Raw genomic sequence first — 6,475 nt, 5'->3', positions numbered from 1 at the left:
CCCGGCACCTGGGCCTGGTCCCGGTGGCGGAACGGCGTGCCGACGCGCTGGCGGCGGTGGCGGCCCTGGCGGACCAGGTCCGTACGGGCTGCGACCTGGACGCCCTGCTGGCCCTGGCCCGGTCCGCCCCGGCACTGACGTGCGAGGCGTGGTCGCCGGAGGCAGCGCTCGCCGCCGGCCTGGCCGGGGGCGGAGCCCCCGGAACGGCGTCCGGGGCCGCAAGCCCCGGTTCCGTGAAGGGGCGGGGTGGGGGGCCTCTCATCGCCGTAGCCGGAGGCCCGGCGTTCACGTTCTCGTACGCCGAGCACGCGGAACTGCTGAGCGCCGCCGGCGCGGAGGTCGTCACGTTCGATCCGCTGAACGACGAGGCGCTCCCGCCCGGCACCGCCGGCCTGGTGATCGGCGGCGGCTTCCCCGAGGTCTACGCCCCGGAACTCTCGGCGAACGAGCCGCTCCGCGCGGCGGTGGCCGCCTTCGCCGCGGTCGGCGGGCCGGTCGCGGCGGAGTGCGCCGGGCTGCTCTACCTGGCGCGCTCCCTGGACGGGAAGCCCATGTGCGGGGTGCTCGACGCCGACGCCCGGATGTCGGAGCGGCTCACGCTCGGCTACCGGGAGGCGGTGGCGGTGTCGGACAGCCCGCTCGCGGCGGCCGGCACCCGGCTGCGGGGCCACGAGTTCCACCGGACGGTGGTCGAGCCGGGTGCCGGGGCCGCGCCGGCGTGGGGTTTCACGCACCCCGAACGCCGCGTCGAGGGCTTCGTGCAGGGGAACGTGCACGCCAGCTACCTGCACACGCACTGGGCGGCGCAGCCGTCCGTGGCGTCCCGGTTCGCGGCGGCCGCGGCGGACTTCGCGGCGGGCACGGCGGCGGCCGCAGCGGCCCGCCCGTGAGCCCGAACGGGCCGGTCCGCCCGGTCCGCCCGGTCCGCCCCGGCCGCCCGGTTCGCTCAGCCCGCTCAGTCCGCGAGGCCGACCACCAGCCAGATCCCGGCCACCCCGCCCACCGTGCACATCAGCGTGGACAGGGCGGGGTGCTCGTGATGCGCCTCGGGCAGGATCTCGGCGGCCGCCAGGTACAGCAGGGCCCCGCCGAAGAATCCGAGATACGCCCCGAGGGGTTCCTCCGGAAGGGTGAACAGCAGGGTGGACGCGGCGCCCACGACGGGTGCCGCGGCGTCCGCGAAGAGCATCATCAGCGCCTTGCGGCGGTCGTTCCCGTACAGGCGGGTGAGGGTGTACGTGTTGAACCCGTCGGCGAAGTCGTGGGTGAGGACGGCCAGCGCGACGGCCACGCCCATCCCCCCGCCGACCTGGAAGGCGACGCCGAGGGCCACGCCGTCGGCGAGGCTGTGGCCGACCATGGCCGCGGCGGCGACGAGCCCGACCTGCGGGACACGGCCGCCGTGGTCGTGCCCGTGACCTGCGCCGTCGCTGCCGCCGTGCGGGGCCTGCCGCACGGCGAGCAGGCGTTCCACCAGATGGGCGACGAGGAACCCGGCCACGAAGAGCAGCAGGGCGAGCGGGACCCCGAAGACCTCCTCACCGGCGGCGTGCAGGGCCTCCGGGAGCAGGTCCAGGCCCACGACGCCGAGCATCAGCCCGCCGGCCAGACCCAGGACGAGGTGGCGGCGGTCGGTGACGCGTTGCGCCGTCCAGCCGCCCGCCAACGTCATCAGGAACGCGCCCAGAGCCACGATCACCGCCATGTGCCCCTGGATACCGACTGGCGGCGCCGTGCGCACTTCCGCCGCGCGGGTGGCGGACGCCACCGTGATGACGACAGACGACAGACGACGGACACCAGTACGGAGGGAGGACCCCGGTGGGTGAGTACGTGACGCGACTGGTGGTCGGGGTGGGCGGACGCGCGGGGGTCTCCGTCGCGGAGGTCTGCGCGCTGGTCGAGGAGACCCTGCGCGGGGCCGGGCTGAGCACCGCGGCGGTGACGGCGCTGGCCACGGTGGACTCGAAGAGCCTGGAGCCCGGGATCGTGGGCGCGGCGGAACGTTTCGGCGTGCCGCTGGTGGGCTATCCCGCCGAGGAGCTCGCGCGGATCCCCGTACCGCACCCGTCGCCGGCCGTGCGCGAGGCCGCCGGGACCGCCTCGGTGGCGGAGGCCGCGGCGCTGGCGGGCGGCGGGGAACTCCTCGTTCCCAAGCGCCGTTCGGTGGCGGCGACCTGCGCGGTGGCCACCGCCGAGGAGCACGACCTGCGCCACCACGGGGACGCGGAGGTGGCGGACGCGGGTGACGGGCTCGTGGACCTGGCGGTGAACGTACGGTCGGACACGCCGCCGGAGTGGCTCAAGCAGCGGATCGCGGCCTCCCTCGGGGACCTCGCGGCGTACCCGGACGGGCGGGCGGCCCGGGCCGCCGTGGCCCGGCGCCACGGGCTGCCGGTCGAGCGGGTGCTGCTGACGGCGGGGGCGGCGGAGGCGTTCGTGCTGATCGCGCGGGCGCTGGACGCGGAGCGGCCGGTGGTGGTGCACCCTCAGTTCACCGAGCCGGAGGCGGCCCTGCGGGATGCCGGGCACCGGGTGGAGCGGGTGCTGCTGCGGCCCGAGGACGGGTTCCGGCTGGACCCGGCGGCGGTGCCGGAGGAGGCGGACCTGGTGGTGGTGGGCAACCCCACCAACCCGACGTCCGTCCTGCATCCGGCGGCGACGCTGGCCGCGCTGGCCCGGCCGGGGCGGATCCTGGTGGTGGACGAGGCCTTCATGGACGCCGTCCCGGGCGAACGGGAGGCCCTGGCCGGACGGATGGACGTGCCGGGGCTGGTGGTGCTGCGGAGCCTGACGAAGACGTGGGGGCTGGCGGGGCTGCGGATCGGCTACGTGCTGGCCGAGCCGGAGGTGATCGCGAAGCTGGCGGCGGCGCAGCCGCTGTGGCCGGTCTCCACGCCGGCGCTGGTGGCGGCGGAGGCGTGTGTGGCACCGGAGGCGCTGGAGGAGGCGGAGGCGGCGGCCCGGCGGATCGCGGTGGACCGGGCGCACCTGCTGGCGGGGCTGGCGGAGTTCGAGGAAATCACCGTCTGCGGGGTGGCCGAGGGCCCGTTCGTCCTGGTCCGGCTCCCCGGCGCGGCGGAGGTCCGCACCCGCCTGCGGGCGCTGGGCTTCGCGGTGCGACGGGGGGACACGTTCCCGGGGCTGGACGGGTCATGGCTCCGCCTGGCGGTCCGCGACCGTGCGACGACGGGCCGCCTGCTGCAGGCCCTGGACCACGCCCTGGCGCTGGCGGCACCGTGAGGTGACCTTACGGGGGCTCGCCGCCTCCCCTCGACGGGGCGGTGGCGGGCCCCCGCTCCGGGCCGCGCCGGGGGCTACGAGCTGCGGCCGCGCCTCGTCAGGGCGAGCGCGCCGCCGCCGGCGGCCAGCAGGAGCAGCGCGCCGCCCGCGATCCACGGGGTGACCGAGCCGGCCCCGGTCTCGGCGAGGTTGCCCTGTGTGGAGCTCGTCAGGGCGGTCTGCGCCTTGACGTCCGGCTTGGCGTCCGCCTTGACGTCCGGCTTCGCCTCCGGCTTGGCGGGCGGCTTCGGGGACTCGCAGTGCGCCTCCGCCAGGACCAACTCGCCGTCGACCTGGGCCACGTTGAGGTTCAGCGGGTTCACCGACACCTTGAGGCGGAGCGCGGCCGCCGCGGCGGTGGTGGAGGTGGTCTGCGTATCGGAGAGTTCCAGGGAGACCGAGCCGACGCCGGGGACGTCGACCTTGGTGGGGCCGCCGGCGGTCAGGGTGACCTTCTTGCCGAGGGCGGTGACGGTGCCCAGGACGTTCGAGGTGGCGACCGGCTTCTTGCCGGCCTCGCAGTCGGCCTTGGAGGTGACCTTCTCCACCTCGATGAGGGAGAGCGCCGGCAGGCCCGGGACGTGCACCCGGGCGTGGGCGAGGTTCGCCTCGGCCCGGGCGCCGTTCGCGTCGGCGGTTGCCGTGGCGGTGGCCACGTCCGCCTTGAGCACGTTCACCGGCTGCCCCTGCTCGGCCCCGTCGAGGGTCACGGTGAGGGCCGTCTTCTCGGCCGTGGCGGGGGCGGTGACCTCGTTGAGGGTGGCCTTCAGCGGCAGGTGCACGGCCTTGTTGAGGAGGCCCACGTCCAGTCCGGTGCGCAGGACGACGGCCCCCGAGGTGCCCTGGCCGGCGCCGCTGCCGCCGTCCGTGGCGAGGGCGGGCGGCGCGGCGATCAGGGCTACCGCCCCCGTGGCGAGCAGAACGGCCGCGGGCATGCGGAAGGTGTTGCTGTTCAAGGTGGTGGAACCCCCGGGGAGATGGGTGCCGTGGCGGCGCCAATGGGGGACATCGCGCGGGCCGACGGCTTCGACGCCCCGAAGTCTTTACGCACTGTGGGTGAACGGGCAGCCACCTGGCGTGAGTTCACCCCAAAGGGTGGTTTCCATGCACGTATTCGATTTGTGGCGCCTCGTACAGCACATGAGTTGCCTCGCGCCCCATCTCCGCCGTCGGCACCGCCGGTTTTCGGACATCAACAACGAGCGGCCGGGCCGCCGCGTTACGCCACGTCAACCCCGCACCGGCCGGCCGCCGGTCGTTCCGGTCAGGCGCGGACCGTCCCGTTGACGACCACGCGTTCCGGCTGCGCCAGCACCCGTACGTCCTCGCGCGGGTCGGAGCCGTAGACCACCAGGTCCGCGGGGGCGCCCTCGGTCAGGCCGGGCCTGCCGAGCCATTCGCGGGCCGCCCACGCCGTCGCGGAGAGCGCGTCGAGCGGCGGGATGCCCGCCTTGACCAGCTCCTGCACCTCGGCGGCGACCAGGCCGTGCGGCAGGGAGCCGCCCGCGTCCGTGCCGACGTACACCCCGATGCCCGCGTCCCAGGCCGCGCGGACGGTGTCGTAGCGCCGCTCGTGGAGCCTGCGCATGTGCGCCGACCAGCGGGGGAACTTGCTCTCGCCGCCCGCCGCGAGCTTCGGGAAGGTCGCGATGTTGACGAGCGTGGGGACGATCGCGACGCCGCGCTCCGCGAACAGCGGGATGGTGTCCTCGGTCAGGCCGGTCGCGTGCTCGACGCAGTCGATGCCCGCTTCCACGAGGTCGCGCAGCGAGTCCTCCGCGAAACAGTGCGCGGTGACCCGGGCGCCCAGCCGGTGCGCCTCGGCGATGGCCGCCTCGACCTCGGCGCGCGGCCAGCAGGCCGTCAGGTCGCCGGCCTCGCGGTCGATCCAGTCGCCGACGAGCTTGACCCAGCCGTCGCCGCGGCGGGCCTCCCGGCCCACGTACTCGACCAGCTGCGGCGGCTCGATCTCGTGCGCGTAGTTGCGGATGTAGCGGCGGGTGCGGGCGATGTGCCGGCCGGCCCGGACGATCTTGGGGAGGTCCGCGCGGTCGTCGATCCAGCGGGTGTCGGAGGGGGAGCCCGCATCACGGATGAGCAGGGTGCCGGCGTCCCGGTCGGTGAGGGCCTGCTGTTCGGCCGTCGCCGCGTCGACCGGGCCGTGGGCGTCGAGGCCGACGTGGCAGTGCGCGTCGACCAGCCCCGGCAGGACCCAGCCGGTGACGGTGGTGACCTCGCGGGCGGCGGCCGGCCGCTCGTAGGTGACCCGTCCCCCGACGACCCAGAGCTCGTCGTGGACCTCGTGGGGCCCGGCGAGCACGCGTCCCTTCACATGGAGCACACCATCGTGATCACTCATGTCCGCACTGTACGTGCGCGCTCGGTAGGCTCGGCCGGTGACCCCGGACGAAGAGAGCACCGCCGTGACCCACCCCCTCCTGGACCTTCCGCCGCTGACCGCCGAGCGCTTCGCCGCCATCGAGCGGGGCGTCGCGCGGCTGCTGGACACCCGGCACGACGTGGTGATCACCCAGGGCGAGGCGCTGCTTCCGCTGGAGGGCTGCATCCGCTCGGGGGCGCGGCCGGGTTCGACGGCGCTGAACGTCGTCACCGGCCCGTACGGGACCACGTTCGGCAACTGGCTGCGTGACGCCGGGGCGAAGGTGGTGGACCTGGAGGTGCCCTTCGACACGGCGGTGAGCGGCGAGCAGGTGGCCCGCGCCCTGGCGGAGCACCCCGAGATCGACTTCGTGTCGCTGGTGCACGCCGAGGCCGCCACCGGCAACACCAACCCGGTCGCGGAGATCGGCGAGGCCGTACGGGCCCACGGGGCGCTGTTCATGCTGGACGCGGTCGCCTCGGTGGGAGCCGAGCCGCTGCTGCCGGACGCGTGGGGCGTGGACCTGTGCGTGATCGGCGGGCAGAAGGCGATGGGTGGCCCGGCGGGGGTCTCGGCGGTGTCGGTGAGCGAGCGGGCGTGGGAGCGGTTCGCGGCCAACCCCGCCGCGCCCCGGCGCTCGTACCTCTCCCTGCTGGACTGGAAGGAGCGCTGGGTCGACGGGGGCCGCAAGACCCTGCTGCACGCCCCGGCGCAGCTGGAGATGCTGGCGCTGGAGGCCTGCCTGGACCGGATCGCGGAGGAGGGCCTGGCCGGCGTGCTCGGCCGGCACGCGGCGGCGGCGCGGGCCACCAG

The 6,475-nt window shown here is 75.4% G+C and carries 5 protein-coding genes and 1 pseudogene; 3 read left to right on the top strand and 3 right to left on the bottom strand.

What is annotated here, in order from left to right; genetic code table 11:
* A pseudogene (locus tag VR44_RS33265) lies at positions 1-890 on the top strand (cobyrinate a,c-diamide synthase); the annotation flags it as partial.
* 65 nt (positions 891-955) lie between these two features.
* On the opposite strand, the gene VR44_RS33260 reads toward VR44_RS33265, so the two are convergent.
* Positions 956-1,705: a ZIP family metal transporter gene (locus VR44_RS33260; protein WP_045951360.1), complete on the bottom strand. Its 750-nt coding sequence runs from the start codon at positions 1,703-1,705 to the stop codon at positions 956-958.
* 116 nt (positions 1,706-1,821) lie between these two features.
* Here VR44_RS33260 and cobC point away from each other — a divergent pair, with 116 nt between their 5' ends.
* A complete protein-coding gene (cobC, locus tag VR44_RS33255) occupies positions 1,822-3,243 on the top strand; it encodes an Rv2231c family histidinol phosphate aminotransferase CobC (protein ID WP_384751782.1) in 1,422 nt (473 codons plus the stop codon).
* Between the two features lie 74 nt (positions 3,244-3,317).
* Here cobC and VR44_RS33250 read toward each other — a convergent pair whose 3' ends face one another.
* Positions 3,318-4,238, bottom strand: coding sequence for an SCO1860 family LAETG-anchored protein (locus tag VR44_RS33250; RefSeq protein WP_045951359.1), 921 nt, complete (start codon positions 4,236-4,238; stop codon positions 3,318-3,320).
* 308 nt (positions 4,239-4,546) lie between these two features.
* The gene (locus tag VR44_RS33245) at positions 4,547-5,641 is read right to left on the bottom strand and encodes an amidohydrolase family protein (protein WP_045951358.1); all 1,095 of its coding nucleotides are present in this window, start codon (positions 5,639-5,641) and stop codon (positions 4,547-4,549) included.
* A 64-nt stretch (positions 5,642-5,705) separates the two neighbouring features.
* Here VR44_RS33245 and VR44_RS33240 point away from each other — a divergent pair.
* The coding region (locus VR44_RS33240; protein ID WP_045951361.1) for a pyridoxal-phosphate-dependent aminotransferase family protein at positions 5,706-6,475 on the top strand (770 nt) is incomplete at its 3' end.

The organism is Streptomyces katrae, from assembly GCF_000966975.1.
Lineage (GTDB): Bacteria > Actinomycetota > Actinomycetes > Streptomycetales > Streptomycetaceae > Streptomyces > Streptomyces katrae.
This window is presented reverse-complemented; position numbering and strand designations above follow the sequence as displayed.